This is a genomic window from Pelagibius sp. CAU 1746 (genome assembly GCF_039839785.1).
Taxonomy (GTDB): domain Bacteria; phylum Pseudomonadota; class Alphaproteobacteria; order Kiloniellales; family Kiloniellaceae; genus Pelagibius.
The window spans coordinates 3,483,201-3,505,575 of record NZ_JBDOQT010000001.1 but is presented as its reverse complement, the minus strand read 5'-3'; the positions used below and the strand labels follow the sequence as shown (position 1 = coordinate 3,505,575).

Sequence of the window (22,375 nt, the reverse complement as noted above, 5' to 3'; positions counted from 1 at the left end):
CTGTGTGACGTGGTGGGGCAGGTTGGGGATCACCACGCGCGCCAGACGAGCCATGGAAGAACGTTAAGCTCGAAGCGTGATTGCGTCAATTTAGTGCACTGTCACCGTAATCTAAACGAGCCATCGACGGAGGCTAAACCCGGACCCTGATTGAGTCAATTTGGTGCACTGTCACCGTAATCTGTCACCGTAATCTGTCACCGTAATCTGAATCCATCGCCGCAATCCCGGCAACATCGCGAATAGCATCCCGAGGAAGGAACCGACAGATGATGCGCGCTCATCTGGTGCGAAATGCTCTTACCGTATAAACTCTGGGATCAATGCTGCCGTTATAGTCAGCGAAGCGATAACTGATTTTCAGCGTCTTTACGTCTTTAGGGATCGAATACTTAACAACTTCGTAATCACCATTTGATGATATGTCGCCAAACAACATCACGCTGATCCTAATTTTGTATATAAATAGTCTGCTATTAACGATCCCTGATTCAATATTGATATCATCGAGATAAATGCCCGACCGTTTTTCAGTTACACGCTGACCATCGGCCCATATGTCTACTATTTTAATGGCCCACATAGGGTCATGATATAGCTCAGTTCCCGGTTCTACATTTATGGCAAGAGGTAACGTGAATTCTTCAGAGCTAAAGCTAGTTTCTGATGCAAACTCATTTTCGTGTTTCACATCTTGCTCCGCTCTTACGCTGGCATGATTGTATAGCATCGCTAACACAAGTCCCAAACTAGCGATCAGCACTTTCATTCTGCGACTCCTCAATTAGTGGGTGGGCACAGCCCAATTACCATAAAGTGCTCTCTGCTCTATACCCATTGCTTTCCTGTGCCAGTTCTCGACCGAAGTGGCAGCAACCTCTGCGCGTTCACTGGCATTAAAGAAACCTATCGCTCCAGTGTTGAATTGTCGCACATGATGGGCTTCATGGACGAGGGAAGCTTCTGCATTACGCTTAATGCCGCCTGCAAGTAGTCCCGACCTCCGAGGGTTAAAGTTAATGGTTCCCGCCGAGCCTATGAAGGAAATCGTTGAGCCGAACGGAGAGTCTGGTGCGGCCCAGTTCCCGCCATATTCATCGCCAATAGCGATGGTCGTTTTGAATTCTCCATATTCCAAGGCGTACAAATCGACAACTGATGGAGGCAAGCTTCCGTCAGACAAACGACGTGATTTTGCCTGCTCCCAAAGGTTTTGAGTTACTGTCATATCAGCGAAAGTTCCGTATTCGTTCTCTGCATATGACCACTCTAACCCGCCAAACGAACTCGGCGACATTCCTACGATGCTGTCGACTTCTTCTGGCGACAACCCAAACAGGTCAGTGACCTCTTCCAGCATCCCAGGTATGTGTTCGTAACGCAGGCGTCCGTGAAAGACTCGGCCTGCCGTATTGGTGACGTAATCCCGCCAAGCTTCCTCTCTCGTTTTCGGGTCGATCCAATCGATAATGTGGCTGTACTTAAGCCCATACTTTTCGAAGGCATCTCCCAATTTGCTCTCGCGAGCACTGCCATCCCAATCTATTCCGTTTGACGGTACCGGTCCGCCTGATCCCATTTCCATCCTGTCTCTGTGCGTAGATCCATCAGAGCCATCATAGCCACCAAATCCGGACCCGCCTGGAGCGCCAGGGTCATTGTGGCCGTTCTTGCTGAAATCGTCGTCAACCCAGAATCCGCTCGGATCGGTGTAGCTGAGGGGGTTGTTGATGACATAGCTGTAGCGGTTGAAAGACTGAGTCGTCTCTGGCGCTTGCACGAAGGGATCCGCTGACAGGAACCGCCCGAGGGTCGGGTCGTAGACTCTGCCGTTCATGTGGATGAGGCCGACGGCGTCGAGGTGCTCGTGGCCGGTGAAGCCCCGCGGCGTCTCGCCCGGCGTGGTGGGCGTGCCGGCCTGCCAGTCGGAGAGGCGGCGCTTGCCGTGGGGGTCGTAGGAGTAGCGCTCCTTCTCAACACCCGCCTCGTCGGTGACGACGTCGACCGAGCCCAGGTGGTCGCGGTGCAGGTAGCGGGTCTTGTCGGTGATCGTGTAGCCGTCGTCGTACTGGGTGTAGATGGCCACCACGCCGCCGCCGGCGCGGATGTAGTGCACCAGCTCGTCGTCCTCGCCGGGGCGGACCTTCTTCTCGAAATGGCTGCCGACGTAGACCACGGTGGTGCTGAGCCCGCCGTCGACGATCTGCTGCTTCACCCGGGCGCGGCTGGGGCCGTAGACGAAACTCGTCAGATCCCCGGTCAGGGTGTCGGTGATCTGTGCCGGCTTGTTGAAGGAGGTCCAGGCGGTGGTCTTGCCGTCGCCCGAGACCATGGACCCGTTGAGATCGTAGCTGTAGAGCTTCGCGCCGATCTGCGAGACCGCGTGCGGCCCGGCGCCGGCCAGGCCGTAGACGTAGGTCGACCCGCCCGCCACGTCGGACTTGGTGATGATGTTGCCCAGGGCGTCATAGCTATAGGTCGTGGTGGCCAGCGTCGCCAGGGTGGCGGTGTCGGTCAGCGTGGTGCCGGTCAGGCGGTTGAGGCCGTCGTAGGTGAAGGCCTCCTCGCGGTCCTGGCGCAGGTCGCGGCGCGCCGTCAGGTTGCCCAGGGTATCGAAGTCGAAGGCCAGGTCCTGGATGCCGGTGGCGCCCTTGGTGGTGACGATGGAGTCGATGCGGCTGGTCGCCGGGTCGTAGACGCGGGCCGTGGCGACGCCGTTGCCCAGGGTCTCGGCCGTCACCTGGCCCTCGGCGTTCACCGTCGTCGCCTGCCAGTAGGTGACGCTGGAGAGCTCGTCGGTGACCGAGGAGAGGTGGCCGTTGGCGGTGAAGTGGGACTTCACCTGGAAGCCGCTGGGATAGACCAGGGTGTCGGCGCGGCCCGCGGCGTCATAGAGCGCGCGGGTGTCGTAGGTCTGGCTCTCGAAGGTCAGGCTGGCGATGTCGGGCCGGCCCACCGAATCGTAGGTCATGGTCTCGGCGTAGTTGATCGCCGGCGCCGAGACGGCGGCGATCTTGCCGACGCCCTTCGTCGCGCTGTCGTAGGTCCAGGCGGTGGTGGCGGCCTGGGGGGTGCCGTAATCGTCCGTGCGGCTCACCATGCGGCCCAGCTTGTCGTAGGCCATGGTGACGACCTGGGACTTGGCGTCGGTCTGGCTGGTGAGCTGGCCCAGGGCGTCGTAGCTGTAGGACCACACCCCCATGTCCGGGTCGTCCATGGCGGTCTTCAGGCCGCGGATGTCGTAGGTCATGGTGGTGACCACGCCGGCGGCGTTGGTGCTCAGCAGGTTGCCGAAGGCGTCGTAGCTGTAGGTGGTGACATTGGCGAGGTTGTCGGTCGCCGAGACCAGCTCGCCGATCGCGTTCTCCACGCGGAGGGAGGTCTGGCTGAGGGCGTTGGTGAGGGTGGTGGTGAGGCCGGAGAAGTCGGTGGACTCCACCCCGCCGTCGGGCAGGGTCACCGAGGTGCGCCGGCCGACGACGTCGTAGGCGTTCTCGGCCCAGAGGATGTTCTGGGCCGCCGTGCCGGCAAAGTAGGGCTTGGAGACCTTGTGGACTTCACCGCGGGCGGTGAAGAGGGTGTCGGCGTAGACCGGCGTGCCGTCGAAGCCCTCGCCCTCGCTGCGGAAGACGCGGTTCAGCTTGTCCAGGTACTCGATGGCCTTGGCAGTGGTTGCCGTGTTTGAGGAGGTGATGAAGTCCTGCGCCGAGACCATGTAGACCGCGCCGGCCGGGCACTGGGTGGCGCAGAGCTCGTAGGTCCAGCGGCTCTCCGTGCCGTCGGCGCGGAGCTCCTTGGTCTTGCGCCCGAAGCCGTCGTAGACCCAGGTGGTGCTGAGGCTGTTGGGGCCGGTGAGGCTGGTGACATTGCCGAAGCGCCCGTCGATGACGCGGGTTTCCGTGTGGCCCAGCGCATTGGTGACGGTGGCCGCGAAGCGCCCGTCGGCGCTGTAGGTCGCCGTGGTGGTGCGCGTCGCGATGTCCGGCCCGCTCACCGTCGAGGTGAGCTGATTGCCGAAACCGTCATAGGTGTAGCCGGTGGTCAGCGCGATGGCCGCGTTGTCCGGCTCGCTCACCCGTTGGAGCAGCAGGCCGGTATTGCTGTCGTAGGTGAAGGTCGTCACCCGGGTATCGCTGATGACCTGCGCCTGCGCCCCCGGCGTCGCCGCCAACAGCAGGGTTGCCGCCAGGGCCAGCGAGCCCAGGGCCAGTGTGCTCAAGGCCCCCGAGGCCAGCCGCCCCCCGAAGCGCGAGAGCCGCGGGGCGGGAACGGAGCGGATAGGGGTCATGACGGGATCTCCCGGGGTATCGCCGGCGGAAAGGGCGGCTTGCAAGGGCGCTGCTGTGGAGGGCGTGTCGGAACGTCGCTTCATCGTCATGGCGCTCCGGGGCGGCTGCGTGTGACCTCGGAGCGGGTGACGAGGCCGGGGAGCCACCGGGTTGGGGTGGCGATGTTCTGGTAGCTGTTCACCGTGGTCTCGGTGAAGGTCTCGCCGCCGCCTGTGGTGGTGGTGGTGAGATTGGTCGGGTTGCCGTAGACGTCGAAGACCGCAGTGGCGGTGCGGGAGACGACCGGCAGGTTCCCCACGCCGTCGTTGGGCTCGTAGTCCTCGGAGGTCGAGCTTGCGACGTAGGGCCAGACCGTCTTGCCGGTGTTGAGGGAGAGCTGGTCCCAGGTGTTGGCGATGGTCTTGATGGTGGCGCCGTCGGAAAGCCTCTTGACCGAGGTCAGCACCTGGGCGGTGGTGGGGAAGACCTGGCTGTAGTCCGTGGTGGTGACGATGCCGGTCTGCTGGTCGGTGGCCTTCATCTGGCGGAAGCCGCGGAAACCGCGGCCCTGCACATGCACCTTGGCGCCGGCGTAGCTGTACGAGGTGACCTTCTGCCCGCCGACCCCGTCGTCGGAGGAGACCGACTTCACCACATAGAGCGGCGCCTGGATGTCGACCACCGGGAAGACTGCGTCGCTGTCCTTTGCATAGACCGTGGCCTCCGTCAGCGGCGCATAGTCGAGGGTGGAGACGCGGCCGAGGGAGTCGGTGATCGAGGCGAGAAGGTCGGGGGCGGGGCCGCTGTGGGTGAGGGTGAAGGTCCACAGGCTGCTACTCTTCCCCTGCCCAAGAATGTCGGGAAGACCGTCGCCGTTGTAGTCGAGGATATGGAGAATGCGCTCATCACTGGCCCAGGCGCCAACATCCATGTTCCAAAGATCACTGACGACTGTCTTGGTGTATTCCGCCCCGGTCGAAGTAAGGAGAACCGTCGAATGGAGTGAGGGTGCACTCTTCCCCTGCGCCAGAATATCGCTGAGACCATCTCCATTGTGGTCAAGGACATGCAAGGTTCGACGGTTCGCGCCCCATGCACTAAGGGACATGCCCCAGGAGTTGGTAACGTCCCTTTTTGCGAAGCCGGTACCGTTTGACGTCAGAAGTGCCGTAATATGCGTATCGTCAATCCCTTGAATGAGGATGTCATCAAGGCCGTCACCATTGTGGTCAATAGTATGGATCACGCGCTCGACGGCGGCCCACCCCATCAGCGACATGCCCCAGGAGTTGGTTACGACGGTCCGGTCGAACCCGCTGCCGTTGGAGGTGAGAAGCGACGTGCCGTTGTTTGAATTCTTGCCCTGGATAAGAATGTCATCGAGGCCGTCACCATTGTAATCGAATACATGGAGAATTCGCTCGGCGGCAGATAGTGCGCCAAGGGTCAGTCCCCACGAACTATCGATAACGGCCTTTTCAAAGCCGGTGCCATTTGAAGTCAGCAGAACGGAAGAAAGACTATTTGTCCGCCCCTGAACCAGGATGTCGGTGAGACCGTCGCCGTTGTAATCAAAGGGGTGCAATATCCGTTTGTCGGCAGACCAAGCACTATTGGACATGCCCCACAGACTGTCGATTATAGTCTTGTCGAAGCCGCTACCGTTTGAAGTCAGCAGTGCAGAAGAAAGGCCATCGGTTTTTCCTTGCACGAGGATGTCACTGAGGCCGTCGCCATTGTAATCAAGAATATGGAGTACTCGTTTATCGCCTGCCCAAGCGCTGGCGGACATGCCCCAAGAGTCGGTGATGATGGATTTGTCGAAGCCGTTGCCGTTTGAGGTTAGAAGGACGGAGGAAAGGCTATTGGTCTCCGCCTGGACCAGAATGTCGCTGCGGCCGTCGCCATTGTAGTCGAGGATATGAAGAGTTCGCTTGTCGGCGGCCCAGGCGCTAACAGACATCCCCCAGGAGTCGTTGACAATCTCCTTGGTGTAGTTGAGCGCGCTTCCTTGCCACCCCAGGCTCACCGGCTGGAGGCAGTTGCTGTTTGCATCGCACTCGGTGATGGAGGTCAGGCGCGATCTGCTGGTGGCGGGGCTGGTCTCGTAGGTGAGGCTGTAGCGTTTCACCAAGGCGAGGCCGCTGCCGCTGCCGCTCCAGGTCTCGACGGCGGCGAGGCGCTTGGTCATGGCCAGCTTTGCGCCGGCGAGGTAGCTGGTCCGGACATCCGGGCGGGCCTCGTAGACGAAGCGCACCTCGCTCTGCGGCAGCACGCTCTGGCCGGCGTTGCTCGTGTATTCGATGCGGTCGAGGCGGTAGCTGCTGTCGGCAGCGCCCTCCACGTAGTGGTAGGTCATGGCGTTGCCGAGCGTGTCGCTGACCTTGTTCAGCGACCACAGGCGGATCTCGCTGGCCGCCGCTACGCCGAGGCGCGCGTCCGCGGTGTTGCCGTACTCCAGGGTCCGGCCGGACTTGGTCTCCACGGTGAAGGAGAGCGGGCCCGTGCCCGCCGTGCCGTGGGAGGTGATGCGCGCGAAGCTGTCGATCTCGGTGCGGTACTCGCTGCCGTCGGCCCCGTAGGCGCCGGAGATGGCCACCAGGCGCTGGCCGTCCAGGCAGAAGCGGTCTTGCGCCGAGAAGTCGACGCCGTGGATGGCGCCGTCCTGGGCCAGGGTCTGGGAACAGCGGTGGATGGAGGACGAGGCGCTGAGGCCCCAGCCGACCCCGGCGGTGCCGTTGCCGCCATGGCTCTGGTAGACCAGGGCAAGGCTTGGCTGCATCCCCGCGATGCCCGGCGGCACGGCGATGGGGATCGTGTAACCGGCCGAGCCCGTCTCATCGACCGACAGCGCGCCCGAGGTGACGCCGGCTACCGTGGCCTGCGCTTGGGCGCTCTGTAACGAGCCGACCGCCTGCAGCACGCCAAGCGCCAGAGCAGTCGCCAGAGAGGGTCGAAGTATGTCGGAACGTCGCTTCATCGTCATGGCCCTCCGGGGCGGCTGCGTGTGACCTCGGAGCGGGTGACGAGGCCGGGGAGCCACCGGGTTGGGGTGGCGATGTTCTGGTAGCTGTTCACCGTGGTCTCGGTGAAGGTCTCGCCGCCGCCTGTCGTGGTGGTGGTGAGATTGGTCGGGTCGCCGTAGACGTCGAAGACCGCGGTGGCGGTGCGGGAGACGACCGGCAGGTTCCCGACGCCGTCGTTGGGCTCGTAGTCCTTGGAGGTGGAACTCGCGACGTAGGGCCAGACCGTCTTGCCGGTGTTGAGGGAGAGTTGGTCCCAGGTGTTGGCGATGGTCTTGATGGTGGTGCCGTCGGTCAGCGTTTTGACCGAGGTCAGCACCTGGGCGGTGGTGGGGAAGACCTGGCTGTAGTCCGTGGTGGTGACGATACCCGTCTGCTGGTCGGTGGCGGTCATCTGCCGGAAGCCGCGGAAGCCGCGGCCCTGCACATGCACCTTGGCGCCGGCGTAGCTGTACGAGGTGACCTTCTGCCCGCCGACCCCGTCGTCGGAGGAGACAGACTTCACCACATAGAGCGGCGCCTGGATGTCGACCACCGGGAAGACTGCGTCGCTGTCCTTCGCATAGACGGTGGCGTCCGTCAGCGGCGCATAGTCGAGGGTAGAGGTGCGGCCGAGGGAGTCGGTGATCGAGGTGAGAAGGTCGGGGGCGGGGCCGCTGTGGGTGAGGAGGTAGTTGAATCTGTTTTCATCCACCCCCTGCAGAAGGATGTCGCTGAGGCCGTCGCCATTGTAGTCCAGCATGTGGAGTTCGCGCGTGTTGGCCGCCCAATCGTTTCTGCTCAGGCCCCAGAGGTTGGTCACAGTGTCGCTGGCGATGACGGTTGTGTCGAAGTCAGGCACTTCTCCCAACCACCCCAGGTTCACCGGCTGGAGGCAGTTGCTGTTTGCATCGCACTCGGTTATGGCGGTGAGGCGCGATCTGCTGGTGGCGGGGCTGGTCTCGTAGGTGAGGCTGTAGCGCTTAACGAGGGCGAGGCCGGTGCCGCTGCCGCTCCAGGTCTCGACGGCGGCGAGGCGCTTGGTCATGGCCAGCTTTGCGCCGGCGAGGTAGCTGGTCCGGACATCCGGGCGGGCCTCGTAGACGAAGCGCACCTCGCTCTGCGGCAGCACGCTCTGGCCGGCGTTGCTCGTGTATTCGATGCGGTCGAGGCGGTAGCTGCTGTCGGCAGCGCCCTCCACGTAGTGGTAGGTCATGGCGTTGCCGAGCGTGTCGCTGACCTTGTTCAGCGACCACAGGCGGATCTCGCTGGCCGCCGCTACGCCGAGGCGCGCGTCCGCGGTGTTGCCGTACTCCAGGGTCCGGCCGGACTTGGTCTCCACGGTGAAGGAGAGCGGGCCCGTGCCCGCCGTGCCGTGGGAGACGATGCGCGCGAAGCTGTCGATCTCCGTCCGGTACTCGGTGCCGTTGGCGCCGTAGGCGCCGGAGATGGCCACCAGGCGCTGGCCGTCCAGGCAGAAGCGGTCGTCGGCGGAGAAGTCGACGCCGTGGATGGCGCCGTCCTGGGCCAGGGTCTGGGAACAGCGGTGGATGGAGGACGAGGCGCTGAGGCCCCAGCCGACCCCGGCGGTGCCGTTGCCGCCGTGGCTCTGGTAGACCAGCGCGAGGCTTGGCTGCATGCCGGCGATGCCCGGCGGCACGGCGATGGGGATCGTGTAACCGGCCGAGCCCGTCTCATCGACCGACAGCGCGCCCGAGGTGACGCCGGCTACCGTGGCCTGCGCTTGGGCGCTCTGTAACGAGCCGGCCGCCAGCAGCACACCAAGCGCCAGAGCCGTCGCCAGCTTTCTGAAGCTCCAGGTTGCCCATTGTGTTCTCGACCGTAAGGTGAGGCCATCAGCGGGATGAGAAGGCTCAATATCTTTCAGAGATATCCGGATAAAACTATGAAGCGCATAACGATGAGCGCGGTTAAGCTGGCTGCAGTTCGTAACGGCCGAACCGGTACAGGTAGAAAAGATGGCCGCTTTGGGGAATCCCGCAACATTCCGTTGCAAAGTTCGATTCTTGAGAAAACTGTTAAGAATCAATGAGATAAAGTCAAATTTTGACGACACTCGGCACAACCTCAAAGCTCGTGAATGCCGCTGCAAGCGCACTCTCCCGTCTGTCCACATGCGTGACTCGAAGCCGAGCTGCGGAGGGTTCATCAATTCGATGGTCTTGGTAGTTTATCGATAGGAACAACCTCAGCGATTAAACGTAAAGCGCGATTACATGCTGTCTCAAGCCGCGCATATTTTTCAAGAGTACACGCGCAGATTGCTGTGGATTATTGGGGAAAGCTGTTGCGGGCGGGGCGCTTAGGCGGTTGGGCGCAATGGTCCAACAGTGCACCCGCACTGGACGGCGCGATGACGACTCGAGACTTCTTGAGCCCTGATCTCGTTGGAGGGGAGGACGTGTTCCAAGGAACCCTTGTCGTTGAGGAGCAGGCAGGTCTAAGTGGCCGCTGGGTGCGGACCCGCTGGACGTGCTCTCCCCATGATGGGACAGTTCCTACATCCAGGCCGGAAGCCTGTCGTTTTCCGCCTGCGCAAGGAGAATAAACCGGCAGCGGGAGTGCATCGGGCCGTCTGTTGCATCAAGTGCAACGCTATGAACGGTGAGGTCTCGCCGGCCTGGTCTGCCGCGTCGTCGTCGGAGCGGTTCCCCCTCGGGTCTCCGGTCGCCCGTATCCTCGCTCCTTCGAGGCCGTCGCCGCTGCGACCTATTGCGCCTGGCGACGGCGGGCGAAAGACGGCAGACTGCGCCAACCATTCCCGCAGGATTACCGCGAAGCTTTATGATTGAAGAGAAGGACGGCCTGTCCCAACCACCGCTCGCCACCGCCATGTGGCGGGGGCTGCGCGGCCTCTGTCCGTCCTGCGGGGCGGCGAACCTTTTCGCGAGCTACCTCAAGCAGGTTGAGAGCTGCCCGGCCTGCCGGGAGGAACTCGGGCACATCCGCTCCGACGACGCGGCACCCTGGCTGACCATTCTGGTGGTGGGGCACATCGTCGTGCCGGTGATGTTCACGGTCGAGCGCTACACCGCCTGGCCGGACTGGGTTGCCATGACCGTCTGGCCGCTGGCCGCGCTGGCCCTGGTTCTCGCTGTATTGCCCAGGGCCAAGGGGTTGCTGCTCAGCATCATCTGGGCTACCCGGGCGCCAGGCTCCGAGCGCGACTGAAGATCTACTCCGTGCCGGCCGGGCAGGCCCCTCCGGCGGGGGCCGGAGGGGCGCTGGGTGATCGGTTCAGGAGCAGGAAGCGCCCCAGATCACGGAAACCCATTCCGGGTGGTCGATGAAGGGATTGCGGTTCTTCTGCAAGCCGCAGACGGCGACGTTGCGCAGGGCCTCGGCGTCTGAAACGGCATCGGCTTCGTGCCATTTCAGCAGGGTGCAGAGCTGGCCCATTTCGGGCTTCTTGCTGCCTTCGGGGGCGTCCCCCTTGATCAGCCTCAAATGCGGGTAGCGCACTTCCATGTAGAACAGCATCCGCGCCACATCGCCTTTGACCTGGTCCTTGGGCTCGAAGGTATTGCTGCTCTCCTTGCCCGCGGGAACGCCGGCAGATCCATTCACGGCGTTGGAGGCCGGCCCGAAGTTCTTGTTGCCGCGCGCGCTGTTGGCTTTGTAGTCGGCGGGGCGGATGTGGTTGAGATCGGAATATTGGGGCGTTGATTTCACCCCCAGGCCGCGCGACTGCGGCCAGGTATGCTCGCGGTTCCAATCTCCCGCTTCGGGAATTTTACCGGAGAGTTTGGCCGACTCAGAGGCCTTACGTTGCGTATAGATGAGCCGGACCTCCGCGACAGGCGGGTCGTCATCGCTGAAGGCGGTGTCGGTTTCGACGAACTTGTCCCAGAGTTGGTCGTAGGGAATTCGCACATAGTTGGCGGAGATGATGCCGTGCAGGCTGCTCCGCAGTTCCTCGCTGCTCTCCGCGGCGGAGGCGGCCTCGTAGTAGCTCTCGAGATCGGTGCAGTCGGCCTGGACCGTCGTGCTGCAGGCCAGGAGGGAAGAGAGCGTGAGGGGGCCGGCAAGGCGGCACAGAGTGCGTTTCATGTCATTTCTCCTTTTCTTGGAGGGGCGGGCGCTCCCCCTCCCAGGGGAGGTGAGGAGGGGGAGCTTCGCGGCCGCGCTGTGGGGTTAGGAGGCCGCGACGGCGTTGCTGGTGGCCCAGGCCAGCTTGCCGGAGGCGACATTCGACGTGGTGACGGTGACGTCGATGCTCTGCAGGTTGGTCAAGTCGACTTCGAAGGCGCCCTGGGTTACCTGGTCGGAGCGGATGATGTCGCCTTTCTGCAGGTTGCTGAGAGCGAGGAAATAGAGCTTCGGTGTGAGCTGAAAATCCGCCTGCTCGCCTTCGGCGAGATCTTCCTGCACCGTCAGCATGCTTCCGTTCTTGGCGATGCCGACGTCGATGAACTCCGTGGAATTGTTCTGGCAGACGACCACGCCATCGACGCCCTTGGCCTTGCCGCTCTGGGTCAGCTCGGAGAAGACGCCCGGGCGTTTGAACGACCACACTTGGCCTTCGTCGACGTCCTGCAGTGTCTTGCGCCGGATCGCGTTGATGGCGGAGTTGTGCTCCGTCACCTGGAGCTGCAGTTGCACCGGATAGACGACCGGATCCGCGGTCTGGTTGGGGCCAAGAGCCAGCACCTCCCAGGCCACCGGGAAGAGGGACGTGTAGATCACGTTGGGATTGGCCGTCTGGGGCTTTTGGAAGATGGTGATGAAGAGGTCGCGGTTGGCCGTCTTGTTGAAGACGGAGATGCTGACGTCGTTGGCCATCGGATGTTCCTCTCTTGCATTATGGGTTGCACCTGCCGGCGAGCGGAGGTTCTGAATGCAATCGAGGCTAGAGGCGGGACGGTCCGCCGGCCCTTGGAACAGTTCCCTTGCCGCCGGCGTGCCGCGTCAGGGGCCTGCGCCTTGGTTCAGACCGTGGGAGAGCTTGCGCAGATAGCGGTCGGTAACACCGAAACGGCGGACGATCTCGCCGCGTGGATGGCGGCTCTTCAGTGCGGCGATGATCGCCGCGCGGCGGATTGAAACGAAGATTCCCCAGGAGGACGGCAAGTCGATCAGGCCGCTGGAATCCGAGTGCAGCACCAAGCGGTCGTGCTGCTGCTCGGTGAGTTTCAGGCTGAAACGGGAGTTGAACTTCAGGCGGTCGTGCGAGATGTAGACTTTGGTGCCGCCGGCCTTGCGGATCAGCCGCAGCATATCGGCGAAGCCATTGCTGTGCGCCATCTCGGCGGCGAAGAAAGGGAGCGACGCCAGAACCAGCGGGCGATTCTGCTCGCAGAAGCGGACAAGATGTGCGAAAGCCGCGCTTTCCGGGGGAGGAATGCATTCGAACAACTCGTGGCCGTCGCCGCAGTTTGCGGAGCATCTGGGCATTCGCTGATCCAGATCACAGGTGTAAAGTGGGAGACCCCTTTCACATTTGAAGTCTGGTGACGTCGTGCCCCATTGTTACGAGGGGAGAACGGCCCCCGAAATTCGGAACAGTTCCCCTTATGCGTGTTGTCTCTTTGTCCGAAGTCGCGGACGATCTCGGGCTAGTCTAGATGACTACGTGATAAGGGTGATATAAAACAATGGATTAGTTCGTTGTCTTGCGGGCCGGTGTGGCAGGTCCTCCAAGGTGGCCTTGCCGTTGAAATGGGGTGGCGTCCCTGGTTTCCATCTTCTGGTGCGCCCTGCCTTGGGCGTGCAGGGGTGGACCGGCGCCCTCTCGACAAGGCTGCCATCGGGCCGCATAGTGCCGCCGCGCCGGGGGGCGAGAGAAAAGGGGCATGACCAGAGAAGAACAGAATCTGCGCCAGGAGATTATCCAAACCTGCCTGGCGATGAACCATCAGGGGATCAACCAAGGCACGTCGGGCAATGTCTCGGCGCGCCACGGCAAGACCATGCTGATCACCCCTTCGGGCATCCCTTACGAGGCCTTGAAGCCGGCGGACATCGTCGCCATGCCGCTGGACGACGACTACGGTGCCTACGAGGGCAAGCTGGCTCCCTCCTCGGAGTGGCGCTTCCATCTCGACATCATGGCCGCGCGGCCGGAGGTCGGCGCCATCGTCCACACCCACAGCACCTATGCCACAGCCATGGCCATCTGCGGGTTCGAGATTCCGGCGGTCCACTACATGATCGCGGCCGCCGGCGGGCCGACGATCCGCGTTGCGCCCTACGCCACCTACGGCACGAAGGAGCTGTCAAGAAACGCTCTGCAGGCGCTGGAGGGACGCGGCGCTTGCCTGCTCGCCAATCATGGCGTCATCGCCACGGGCCCCGGACTCCAGCGGGCGCTCTGGCTGGCCGGCGAGGTGGAGACGCTGGCGCGGCAATACGTCCTCGCGCGCAGCCTTGGCAAACCGGTTGTCCTGCCCGAGGAGGAAATCGCGGCGGTGGTGGAGAAGTTCAAGAGTTACGGTCCGCGCGCCGAGGCTGCGCCGGCGGCGCCGAAACCGGCGCCGCGGCGCAAACGTGCGTCCGGTTCGAAGCCGTCCGTCCGCAAGCGCGGCGCGCCCGGCAAGGGATCGCCGGGGCGTGGCGGGAAGAAGAGTTGAGGCGGCCATAGGGATTGAGGGCGCGGGCCGCTTTGCCACGCACCCTCGATCATCGAGACCTTCCGGACTAGAACGCCAGGTCGGCGGCCACGGCCTCGATGCCGGCGCGGGCGCAGGCGTCATCCATGTCGCCGCCGGGCGCGCCGGAGACGCCGACGCCGCCGACGATGCTGCCGGCGGCTTCGACCGGGACGCCGCCGCCCAGCATCAGCGCCTCGGTGATGAAGTTGGCGCCGTAGGCCTCGGCGCCGGGCTTGGCGACTTCGCTGAGCGCCAGGGTATCGTTGCGGAAGCTGACGGCGGTCCAGGCCTTGCGGCGCGCCGTCTCCGGTGTGTGCGCCCCGGCGAAGCGGTCGCGCAGCATCATCTGCAAATTGCCGAAGCGGTCGACCACGGCGACGGCGACCTGGGCGCCCTTGCCGCGGCAGCTTTCCATGGCGGCCTGGGCCAGCTTCACGGCGATCTCGGGCTTCATCACCGAGAAGGAGACCAGGGCTTCGTCCTGGGCCTTGGCGGCGAGACCGCCGCCGGTGAGGACGCCGAAGGCGAGCGTTCCGGATACGGCCAGTCGTCGGATGCTTTTCACGGTCATTGTTCCTCCCTTTTCGCTGGGGCGGCAGTCCGGCCGCCTGCTTCTTGCTCCGGTGATCCCTCTCCGCAGGCCGCCCCAGCGCGGCCCGGTACCCATGAAGACCGCTGCGCGGGACTACTCCGCAGATTCGCGATGCGTAATGCGGAAGACGCTCCAGACCGAGCCTTCCAGCAGATAGGCGAGGCCGAGGCGCGCGCCGGCGGCGATGGAAAGCATCACGACCGGAGCGGAGACGGCCAAGGTGGAGGCGGCCGTCACGCCCTGACCGATGGTGCAGCCCATGGCGAAGACGCCGCCGGTGCCCATCAGGAAGGCGCCGACGATGTGACGGCCCAGCTCGCGCGCGTCGTCGCAGGCCTCCCAGCGCACGTCGTGCTTCCGCCAAGCCACCAGCGCAGCGCCCAGGCCGACGCCGATGACCAGGCCGACGCCGTAGTCCGGGAGCACGCCGGTGAAGGCGATGAACTGGATGAGGGTGTCGCCCACGGGCACGACGAAGGAGCCGGCCTCGATCTGTATCGGCTCGAAGGCGCGCTGGGCCGCCCAAGTGGTGGCCAGCCAGCCGAAGGCGATGCCCAGGCCGATGATGCAGCCGGTGACGATGTTGCCGCGGCGCCGGCGGTAGTTGGCCGAGGAAAATATCCAAGTGAGCAGCAGGGCAGCGGCGGCGAGGGCCACCACTAGGCGCGCGTCGAAGCCCAGCAGCGCGGAGAAGATACTGCCCAGCGACTGGTCGCCGGCGAAGCTGAGGTCGGCGGCCAGGTTGTCGACGATCTCGACGCGGCCCTGGGCGATGAGGCCACGCTGCGCGGCAAGGGCCGACAGCCCCAGCACCAGCAGCACCACGAGGGACCTCAGACTGCCGCCGCCCAGGCGCACCAGCGCGCCGAAACCGCAGGTGCCCACCAGGGCCATGCCGAAGCCGAAGGCGAGCCCGCCCAGGATGGCGCCGGTCCAGCCGAAATTCGGATTGAGGTAAAAGGCCTGCGTCAGGTCGATCACGCCGGTCAGTGCCATGGCCTGGGTGGCGATCAGGGCCACCGTCGCCGCCAGGATCCATGTCCTGAGGCCGCTGCTGTCGTTGGCGTACCAGAGGCGCTCCAGCGCCGCCAAAGTGCAGAAGCGGTCGCGCCGGGCGGCGGCACCGATGACGATTCCGGCCAGACCTCCGGCAATTGGTAACAGCCAGCCGACGTCCTGCATCGACTCCTCCCATCGGTTCCGGCCCTGCCGCGCGCCGCGCGGCGGCGGGGCCTTTCGTTGACGCCGGCCGCCGCTTCGGGGCTGGCGCGGGGCCGCTTACCTATCGCGGCCTTGTTCCCGCGCGGGCTTGCAGAAGAACTCGTAGATGAGTTCCACAAGGCGCGCGACTTCGTCGTCGGCGATCGAGTAGTAGACCATGCGCCCTTCGCGGCGCGTGGTCACCAGCCGGTCGAAACGCAGGCGGGCAAGCTGCTGCGATACGGCCGCCTGCGGCATGTTCATGATTTCCTCGAGTTCGGAAACCGACCGTTCGCCGTTGACCAGAATGCAGAGGATCAGGAGGCGGCTCTCGTGGGACAGCGCCTTCAACAGGTCGCCGGCCTTGCGCGCCTGATCCATCAGAATGTCGATGTCCATGGCGGCGGCATTGGAAGTTAGGTCGGCCATCTGTAGATCCGTCGTACTGTCCTGCACCTACTCTTGACCCAGGAGCCCTGGGGACTGTCGCCGCGGCGGTCATGCCGCGGACGGCACCGACTATACACCAGCCCCGGTTCAGCTGCTATCCGGCCGCGGGACGTCAGCGGCCGGTGGCAGCAGGTTCAGCATTTCGCCGAGTAAAGGCCAGAAGAAATTGTCGCCCGGATAGCCGCGCAGCCGCGCGACCTCCGCACCGTTCTCCACCACGATAAAGGTGGGGGTGTAGAGGTCACCTTCGATGCCCTCCAGATCCTCCGGCCAAGGCCGGGTCACATCGACCCGGCGCAGCGGCGCGCGGCGGCCTTCCTCGGTCAACGGATAGATGGGAGCGATCTCGCGGTTCCAGCGGGCGCACCAAGCGCAGCCCGGGCGCTCCAGCATGACCAGTTCGGCGGCCGCCGCGTCGGTTGTGGCGACGGGCAGGCCGGCCGCGCCGGCGGCCAGGGCGGCGGCGAGGATCAGCGAGGCGAGGCTGGACCGAAAAGCAATCATCTTTCGCAGCGGTGTGGAATCCCGATTGAACTGTCACAATATATATGAATTAATGCATGTATTGCAAATCCGGCGGCCCGACCGGAAAGCGGGGGAGCTTCGACCGGCTGTGGTACTTTTTCAAGAGTTTCGCTGAATGCTCGACGTCACCTACGGCGGTGCTTTTCTGGCCGGCCTGATTTCCTTCGTTTCCCCCTGCGTCCTGCCGATCGTGCCGCCCTACATGGCCTATCTGGCCGGCCTGACTTTCGACGAACTGCAGAACGAAGCGCGTGGTGCCGACTCGACCCGCAGGCTGATCCTGGCCGCCGTCGGTTTCGTCCTGGGCTTTACTACCGTCTTCGTCGCCCTGGGCGCCACGGCCAGCGTCGTCGGTCAGTCGATCGCCCAGTACTTCGATATTCTCTCGATCATTGCGGGCGCGCTGATCGTCATCATGGGCCTGCACTTCCTGGGCGTCTTCCGCATCGCGCTGCTGTATCGCGAGGCCCGGGTGCAAGTGAGCCGCAAGCCGACGGGAGTCGTCAGCGCCTACGTCATGGGGTTGGCCTTCGCCTTCGGCTGGACGCCTTGCGTCGGTCCGGTGCTGGCGGCCATTCTCTTCGTGGCCGGGGCGGAGGCGACGGCCGGCCGCGGCGCGCTGCTGCTGGCGATCTATTCGCTGGGCATCGGGCTGCCGTTCCTCTTGGCGGCGGTCTTCGCGACGCGGTTTCTCAATTGGGCGGCCCGCATCAAACGGCATATGCACAAGATTGAAATGGCGATGGGAGGCGTCCTGGTGCTGACCGGGATTCTCTTCATGACCGGCCAGATGGTGGAGATCGCCAACTGGCTGCTGAATACGTTTCCCGCCTTTCAGGACATTGGATGAGGAGGAGTGAAATGCTGAAGCGCCTGCTGCTGGTTCTCGCGTTCTGTCTGCCCGCTTCGGCGGCCTGGGCGGTCACCCTGGGCGACGACGGCCTGCACAAACCGGAATGGTTCTCCCTGACCTTCAAGGACATTCAGGAAGACCTGGCGTCGGCCCGGGAAGAAGGGAAGAGGCTGGCGATCATCGTCGAGCAGCGCGGCTGCATCTACTGCCGCAAGGTGCACGAGGAGGTCCTCACCGATCCCCAGGTGCGCGACTACATCAAGGCAAACTTCATGATGGTCCAGTACGACCTGCACGGAAACCAGGAGATCACCGACCTGGACGGCGAGGTGTTGCCGGAGAAGAGCGCGGTGCGCAAGTGGGGGGTCCTCTTCACTCCGACGATCCTGTTCTTGCCGGAGCAAGCCGACGGCAGCCGGAACGCGGCCCAGGCCGCCGTCGCGGCGATGCCGGGGGCGTTCTCGAAGGGCACCTTCCTCGACATGTTCACCTGGGTTCGCGAGAAGCGCTACGAGGGGGAGGAGGACTTCCAGCGCTACCACGCCAGGCGGATCCGCGAGCGCGCGGCCGCGGGAATCGAGAACACGGACTAGCCGCGGAGGCCTCGGGTCGAGGTATATGATCCTTGGTCATCCCAGGTGGTTGCCGAGCCTGCCAAGGATAGAAAAACGCAAATTTCGTAAGCGCTTAGGGTTGGAGTAACAACACATTCAAGAATTGCAATTTATGCATTGAATGGCTGCTCTTCGGCCGCTAAGGTTACACAAAACAACCGCCGCATCTAACGCGGCGGACGACAAAGCTGAGGAACGACGCCCATGATTGCAGCACGTATGTCTCTCGCCGCGGCCGCGCTTTTTGCCGGGATCACGACGGCCGTGGCCATGGATACGGCCCCGAACGACGTGATGATCGTCGATGGAGTGGTGTCCAAGTCTTTGACGGGAAGCCCGGGTAACGTCGCCGACGGCCGCAAGTTCTTCGCCGATCGCAAGTTGGGCAACTGCCTGGCCTGCCATGCCAATTCGGAAATGAGCGAGCAGCTCTTCCACGGTGAAGTCGGTCCGTCGCTGGACGGCGTGGCCGAGCGCTGGTCGGAAGAGGAGTTGCGCGCAATCATCGTCAATTCCAAGGCGGTCTTCGGTGAGCAGACCGTAATGCCGGGGTTCTATTCGCTGGAGGTCGGCAAGGACGTCCGCAAGGATCTGGTCGGCAAGACCATCCTGACCGCCGATCAGGTTGAGTCGATCGTTGCTTATCTCGGCACGCTCAAGTGACCGACAAGCCTAACTGGAGAACACCAATGCAAGTAACACGACGCCAGGTGCTCGGACTGTCCGCGGGGGCCGCTGCCTTCATGGCGTTCGCCCCGGCATTTGCCGACGAGGCCGCTACCGAGAAGATGCTGATGGAATTCACCGGCGGCAAGTCGCCGGGCAGCGGCAAGATCGATCTGAAGGCGCCCGAGATCGCCGAGAACGGCAATACCGTGCCGATCACGGTTTCGGTGGAAAGCGAGATGACGGAGAGCTCCTACGTCGAATCTGTGACGCTCCTGGCCGATGGCAACCCCAATCCGGCCGTTGCCACTTTCCACTTCACGCCGATGAGCGGCGAGGCCAGTGCGACGACCCGTATGCGCCTGGCGAAAACGCAGAACGTGATTGCGGTCGCCAAGATGAGCGACGGGTCCGTCTTCATGGACAAGAAGCAGGTCAAGGTCACGATCGGCGGCTGCGGCGGCTGATCGAGAAGCGAGGAATACGAAAATGGCAGCGCCCAAACCCCGCGTGAAAGTTCCGAAGTCGGCCTCCGCCGGCGAAGTGATTACCATCAAGACGCTGATCAGCCACAAGATGGAATCCGGCCAGCGCAAGGACAAAGACGGAAATGTGATTCCGCGGCAGATCATCAACAAATTCACCTGCGAGTTCGAAGGGAAGCCCGTTTTCTCCTGCGACCTCGATCCGGCGATCTCGGCCAATCCTTACTTCGAGTTCAACGCCAAGGTGATGGAGAGCGGCACCTTTAAGTTCACCTGGGTGGACGACAGTGGTGACGTCTACACCCATGAGCAGGGCATCGAGGTCAAGTAAGTCTCGAGGCCATGGACGGCCGGAGCCGGAACGGCAGAACTGCGGCCCGGCCGGATGGGCGAGGCACCAACGGGAGGGAATGTGTTGAAGAAAAGAATAATCCTGGCGGCTGTCGCCGCCGCAGCCGCCTCCGGTATGGCCATCTCGATGGTCAGTGCCGAGCCGGCGGATGACGAGTTGGTTATCGACGGCGAGAAAAAAATGGTGACGCGGGCCGCGCCGCCCGAAGGGCATCCCTTGGACGAGGTGCTTTCGGGCTGGCTGTACCGGACGCCGGAGACCCGCGCCCTGGAGGCCGACAGCTTCGCGAACCCCGCGATGCTTTATGTCGAGCGCGGTGAGGAGATCTGGAATACCGTTGAAGGCGAGGCGGGCAAGTCCTGTGCGTCTTGTCACGGCGACGCCTCGGAGAGCATGGCCGGTGTCGCGGTCTCCTATCCGAAATGGGACGAGGCCGCCAAGCGCCCGATCAATATGGAACTGCAGATCAACAAGTGCCGCGAGAACAACATGAAGGCGGAGCCTTACAAGTTCGACGCGGCCGATCAGAAGGCGCTGACCACCTTCGTGAAGCATCAGTCGCTGGGCCTGCCCATGAAGGTGGATCTTACCCAGGGCGAACTGCAGAGTTGGTGGGAAAAAGGCAAGGATGTCTACTACACCCGTACGGGGCAGTTGAATCTCTCCTGCGCCAATTGCCATGAAGACAACAACGGCAACTACATTCGGGCGGACCACCTGAGTCAGGGCAACGTCAACGGCTTCCCGACCTATCGCCTCAAGCAGGCCAACATGGTCTCGCTGCACAACCGTTTCCGCGGTTGCATTCGTGATACCCGCGCGGAGTTCCCGGCGGCTTTTTCGGACGACCTCATGGCGCTGGAGGTCTACGTGACCTGGCGCGGTACCGGCCTTTCGATCGAAACCCCGGCCGTCCGGCAGTAAGTGGTTAAGGGCCGGCGGCGGCCGCAACGCCGCCGCCGCCGGCCCTGACATTCTCAATTTGTTGTGCGACGGTCCTGTCCGTCGGCGTGAAAGCGCGGACAGGAAGAGAGGGGTTTTATGTTCTCTAGACGCGATTTCCTCACCGCTTCGGTGGCCCTGGCGGCCATCTTCGGGCCGGGGATGCATGGCCGCTGGAGCCAGGCCGCCGCCCAGCAGGCGCTGACCGAGGATGATCTGCTGGCGGCGGAGGACTTCGGCAACGTCACGCTGCTGCACGTGACCGACATCCACGCCCAGATGAAGCCACTCTATTTCCGCGAGCCCTCGGTCAATCTGGGTGTCGGCGAGGTCGAAGGCCTGCCGCCGCATGTGACCGGCGCGGACTTCCTGAAGATGTTCAACCTGACGCCTGGCAGCCCGGAAGCCTATGCCCTGACGTCTGTTGACTACGTCTCCCTGGCCAAGGCCTACGGCAAGATGGGCGGTCTGGACCGCGTCGCCACCATCGTCAAGCGGGTGCGCGCCGAGCGCGGCGAGGACAAGACGCTGTTCCTGGACGGCGGCGACACCTGGCAGGGCAGCTACACGGCCAACGAGACCGCTGGCCAGGACATGGTCGATGTCATGCATGCCCTGGGCACCGACGCCATGACCGCGCACTGGGAATTCACCTACGGCACCGACCGGGTGAACGAGATCGTCGAGCAGCTACGCTTCCCGCTGCTGGCCGGCAACATCTTCGACGACGAGTGGATGGAGCCCGCCTTCAAGGCTTATGAGATTTTCGAGCGCGGCGGCGTGAAGGTTGCCGTCCTGGGTCAGGCCTTCCCCTATACCCCCATCGCAAATCCGCGCTGGATGATCCCGAACTGGAGCTTCGGCATCCGCGAGGAAGAGGTCGTGAAGAACATCGCGGCGGCGAAGGAGGAAGGCGCCGAGGTTATCGTGCTGCTCTCCCACAACGGCTTCGACGTCGACCGCAAGCTGGCCAGCCGCGTCGAGGGTATCGACGTGCTGCTTTCGGGCCACACCCATGACGCGCTTCCGGAGCCGGTGATGATCGGCAAGACGATGCTGATCGCCTCGGGCTCAAACGGCAAGTTCGTCTCGCGCGTCGACCTCAATGTCGCCGACGGCGCGGTCAAGGGCTACCGCTATAGACTGATCCCGGTGTTCTCCGACGTCATCGCGCCGGACCCGGAGACGGCAGCCCTGATCGACAGGCTGCGCGCGCCCTACGAAGACGAACTGCAGCGCGAGCTGGGGCGCACCGACTCCCTGCTCTACCGCCGCGGCAACTTCAACGGCACCTTCGACGATCTGATCTGCCAGGCGCTGCTGGCCGAGCGCGACGCCGAGATCGCACTTTCTCCGGGCTTCCGCTGGGGGACGTCGCTGCTGCCGGGCCAGGCGATCACCGTCGAGGACGTCCATAACGCCTGTTCCATGACCTATCCCGAGGCCTATCGCTCCACCATGAGCGGTCAACTCGTCAAGGACATCCTGGAGGACGTGGCCGACAACCTCTTCAACCCCGATCCCTACTACCAGCAGGGTGGGGACATGGTGCGGGTCGGCGGCATGGGCTACCGCATCGACCCGGCGAAGGAGATCGGCTCGCGGATCACGGAGATGACCCTGCTCGCCACCGGCGAAGCGATCGACCCGGCGCGCGACTACGTCGTGGCCGGCTGGGCCTCCGTCAACGAAGGCACGGAGGGTCCTCCAATCTGGGATGTGGTTGAGGCCCATCTGCAGAAGAACCCCAACGTTCACGTGGAAGAGAACCAGTCGGTCAAGGTGGCCGGCTAAAGGTTCGAAAAAGCGGCGCGG

20 protein-coding genes are annotated in these 22,375 nt (G+C 63.4%); 9 read left to right on the top strand and 11 right to left on the bottom strand.

The window, feature by feature from the left end; all coding sequences use genetic code 11:
• Positions 1-280 precede the first annotated feature (280 nt).
• The 4 genes from AAFN88_RS16660 to AAFN88_RS16645 all read right to left on the bottom strand — a co-directional run bounded on the left by AAFN88_RS16660 (position 281) and on the right by AAFN88_RS16645 (position 9,050).
• Positions 281-769 carry a hypothetical protein gene (locus AAFN88_RS16660; protein WP_347521551.1) on the bottom strand — a complete coding sequence of 163 codons (489 nt, stop codon included), beginning with the start codon at positions 767-769 and terminating at the stop codon, positions 281-283.
• Between the two features lie 15 nt (positions 770-784).
• Positions 785-4,288, bottom strand: coding sequence for an RHS repeat-associated core domain-containing protein (locus tag AAFN88_RS16655; RefSeq protein ID WP_347521550.1), 3,504 nt, complete (start codon positions 4,286-4,288; stop codon positions 785-787).
• Positions 4,289-4,374: 86 nt separating this feature from the next.
• The gene (locus AAFN88_RS16650) at positions 4,375-7,248 is read right to left on the bottom strand and encodes a toxin TcdB middle/N-terminal domain-containing protein (RefSeq protein WP_347521549.1); all 2,874 of its coding nucleotides are present in this window, start codon (positions 7,246-7,248) and stop codon (positions 4,375-4,377) included.
• 2 nt (positions 7,249-7,250) lie between these two features.
• Positions 7,251-9,050, bottom strand: coding sequence for a toxin TcdB middle/N-terminal domain-containing protein (locus AAFN88_RS16645; RefSeq protein ID WP_347521548.1), 1,800 nt, complete (start codon positions 9,048-9,050; stop codon positions 7,251-7,253).
• A 1,025-nt stretch (positions 9,051-10,075) separates the two neighbouring features.
• On the opposite strand from AAFN88_RS16645, the gene AAFN88_RS16640 reads away from it, so the two are divergent.
• Positions 10,076-10,462 carry a DUF983 domain-containing protein gene (locus AAFN88_RS16640; RefSeq protein ID WP_347521547.1) on the top strand — a complete coding sequence of 129 codons (387 nt, stop codon included), beginning with the start codon at positions 10,076-10,078 and terminating at the stop codon, positions 10,460-10,462.
• 66 nt (positions 10,463-10,528) lie between these two features.
• Here AAFN88_RS16640 and AAFN88_RS16635 read toward each other — a convergent pair whose 3' ends face one another.
• The 3 genes from AAFN88_RS16635 to AAFN88_RS16625 form a co-directional block, all read right to left on the bottom strand.
• Complete coding sequence (locus AAFN88_RS16635) at positions 10,529-11,341, bottom strand: endonuclease (protein WP_347521546.1); 813 nt, start codon at positions 11,339-11,341, stop codon at positions 10,529-10,531.
• An 84-nt stretch (positions 11,342-11,425) separates the two neighbouring features.
• Entirely contained in the window at positions 11,426-12,073 is a 648-nt protein-coding gene (locus tag AAFN88_RS16630; protein ID WP_347521545.1) for a hypothetical protein, read from the bottom strand.
• A gap of 126 nt (positions 12,074-12,199) precedes the next feature.
• On the bottom strand, positions 12,200-12,685 hold the full coding sequence (locus tag AAFN88_RS16625; RefSeq protein WP_347521544.1) for a hypothetical protein: 486 nt from the start codon (positions 12,683-12,685) through the stop codon (positions 12,200-12,202).
• 398 nt (positions 12,686-13,083) lie between these two features.
• On the opposite strand from AAFN88_RS16625, the gene AAFN88_RS16620 reads away from it, so the two are divergent.
• Complete coding sequence (locus tag AAFN88_RS16620; RefSeq protein ID WP_347521543.1) at positions 13,084-13,860, top strand: class II aldolase/adducin family protein; 777 nt, start codon at positions 13,084-13,086, stop codon at positions 13,858-13,860.
• 67 nt (positions 13,861-13,927) lie between these two features.
• Here AAFN88_RS16620 and AAFN88_RS16615 read toward each other — a convergent pair whose 3' ends face one another.
• The 4 genes from AAFN88_RS16615 to AAFN88_RS16600 form a co-directional block, all read right to left on the bottom strand.
• Positions 13,928-14,452 carry a heme-binding protein gene (locus AAFN88_RS16615; RefSeq protein WP_347521542.1) on the bottom strand — a complete coding sequence of 175 codons (525 nt, stop codon included), beginning with the start codon at positions 14,450-14,452 and terminating at the stop codon, positions 13,928-13,930.
• 114 nt (positions 14,453-14,566) lie between these two features.
• Entirely contained in the window at positions 14,567-15,655 is a 1,089-nt protein-coding gene (locus AAFN88_RS16610; RefSeq protein WP_347521541.1) for a YeeE/YedE family protein, read from the bottom strand.
• A gap of 96 nt (positions 15,656-15,751) precedes the next feature.
• On the bottom strand, positions 15,752-16,102 hold the full coding sequence (locus AAFN88_RS16605; RefSeq protein ID WP_347521539.1) for a metalloregulator ArsR/SmtB family transcription factor: 351 nt from the start codon (positions 16,100-16,102) through the stop codon (positions 15,752-15,754).
• Between the two features lie 108 nt (positions 16,103-16,210).
• On the bottom strand, positions 16,211-16,627 hold the full coding sequence (locus AAFN88_RS16600) for a transcriptional regulator (RefSeq protein WP_347521538.1): 417 nt from the start codon (positions 16,625-16,627) through the stop codon (positions 16,211-16,213).
• Positions 16,628-16,763: 136 nt separating this feature from the next.
• On the opposite strand from AAFN88_RS16600, the gene AAFN88_RS16595 reads away from it, so the two are divergent.
• The 7 genes from AAFN88_RS16595 to soxB all read left to right on the top strand — a co-directional run bounded on the left by AAFN88_RS16595 (position 16,764) and on the right by soxB (position 22,354).
• Positions 16,764-17,498: a cytochrome c biogenesis protein CcdA gene (locus tag AAFN88_RS16595; protein WP_347521537.1), complete on the top strand. Its 735-nt coding sequence runs from the start codon at positions 16,764-16,766 to the stop codon at positions 17,496-17,498.
• An 11-nt stretch (positions 17,499-17,509) separates the two neighbouring features.
• Positions 17,510-18,094, top strand: a complete 585-nt coding sequence (locus AAFN88_RS16590; RefSeq protein ID WP_347521536.1) for a thioredoxin family protein — start codon at positions 17,510-17,512, stop codon at positions 18,092-18,094.
• A 225-nt stretch (positions 18,095-18,319) separates the two neighbouring features.
• Complete coding sequence (soxX, locus tag AAFN88_RS16585; protein ID WP_347521535.1) at positions 18,320-18,778, top strand: sulfur oxidation c-type cytochrome SoxX; 459 nt, start codon at positions 18,320-18,322, stop codon at positions 18,776-18,778.
• Between the two features lie 26 nt (positions 18,779-18,804).
• Positions 18,805-19,248, top strand: a complete 444-nt coding sequence (gene soxY, locus AAFN88_RS16580; RefSeq protein ID WP_347521533.1) for a thiosulfate oxidation carrier protein SoxY — start codon at positions 18,805-18,807, stop codon at positions 19,246-19,248.
• Between the two features lie 22 nt (positions 19,249-19,270).
• Entirely contained in the window at positions 19,271-19,597 is a 327-nt protein-coding gene (gene soxZ / locus AAFN88_RS16575; RefSeq protein WP_347521532.1) for a thiosulfate oxidation carrier complex protein SoxZ, read from the top strand.
• Between the two features lie 84 nt (positions 19,598-19,681).
• Positions 19,682-20,542, top strand: coding sequence for a sulfur oxidation c-type cytochrome SoxA (soxA, locus tag AAFN88_RS16570; RefSeq protein ID WP_347521531.1), 861 nt, complete (start codon positions 19,682-19,684; stop codon positions 20,540-20,542).
• A 117-nt stretch (positions 20,543-20,659) separates the two neighbouring features.
• A complete protein-coding gene (gene soxB, locus AAFN88_RS16565) occupies positions 20,660-22,354 on the top strand; it encodes a thiosulfohydrolase SoxB (protein WP_347521530.1) in 1,695 nt (564 codons plus the stop codon).
• Positions 22,355-22,375 lie beyond the last annotated feature (21 nt).